Annotated in this window: 1 protein-coding gene; it reads left to right on the forward strand. The window is 59.4% G+C overall.

The annotated features are described in order from the left end of the window. Positions 1-58 precede the first annotated feature (58 nt). Positions 59-730, forward strand: a complete 672-nt coding sequence (locus tag AC1D0I_RS32590) for a FadR/GntR family transcriptional regulator (protein ID WP_126070473.1) — start codon at positions 59-61, stop codon at positions 728-730. Positions 731-1038: the final 308 nt, after the last annotated feature.

Consider the following 1038-nt stretch of genomic DNA (forward strand, 5'->3'; position numbering starts at 1 on the left):
CTGTCAACACACAGTGGGCGCTCGCCAATCAAAATAAGCCAATGCGGAATGGTCTAGTATGAAGAGGTCCGACTACGCTCACCAGAAGCTTGACGAAATGCTGCGTGAGAACCGGTTCCAGCCGCAGAGCCGGCTTCCGCCGGAACGCGATCTAGCGCGGCAGCTTGACGTCAGTCGAATGGGGTTGCGGGTGGCGCTTGATCGGCTCGAGGCGGAAGGACGGATCTGGCGCCATGTCGGTCAGGGTACCTTTGCTGGTTCGCGTCCCGAGAAAGCACCGACACAACTGTCGTTCGTTACCGCAAACACGAGCCCGGCCGAGGCGCTAGAGGCACGCCTAGCGATCGAACCTCAGATCGCCCGAATGGCAGCGCTGCGTGCGAGCGAACTTCAAATTTCCGATATGTTCGGACTAGTTCAGAAAGGAAGAGCCTCGGGAGATCCTGCAGCGTGGGAGTCTTGGGATGGGCAATTCCACCGGGCACTGTGTCTGGTCACGGGCAATCGACTCCTGCTTTCAATTTTCGATAGCTTTAATGCGATAAGACGGCAAAGGACGTGGAGCCAGCTGCGTCAGGCTGTACTCACGCCGGAGCGACGGGAGCACTATGCGCAGCAGCACAAGACCATTCTGGATGCCATCAGCGGTCGCGACGCCCTGCAAGCGGAAACCGCTATGCGCACGCACATAGAAGACGTAGCCCGCAGTCTGCTCGATCCCCGCAAGTAAGCGAGTATTCGGCTTCACAATTGCAGTCAGACGTATTCCAAATTCGCGCCTGAACACGTGCAGCCTGCGAAAATGGATCATATTGCTAGCCTGTCCGAGCTATCTTCGTTGGATCAGTGTTCGCGCTGCTAGCCCTGCTGGCCCTCCATGACCCCTCTGCCGAAGCGGTGGCGCATGTTGGGGTGCTACCGCAGTAGGAGTTATCCCACAGCCTTCCCTCACGGCTTGCGCCTTGGCGCAGCCTATGCATGCGCCGGTCGAGCTGGCGTGGGAGGCGGTCGGGCGGAGGGTTGGGCCGCAGCTTCGGT

This window comes from Mesorhizobium sp. P2_D1, assembly GCF_056404455.1.

Excerpts from the sequence above, each read along its gene's own strand:
- AC1D0I_RS32590 (WP_126070473.1), top strand. The coding sequence starts at position 59 with ATGAAGAGGTCCGACTACGCTCACCAGAAGCTTGACGAAATGCTGCGT.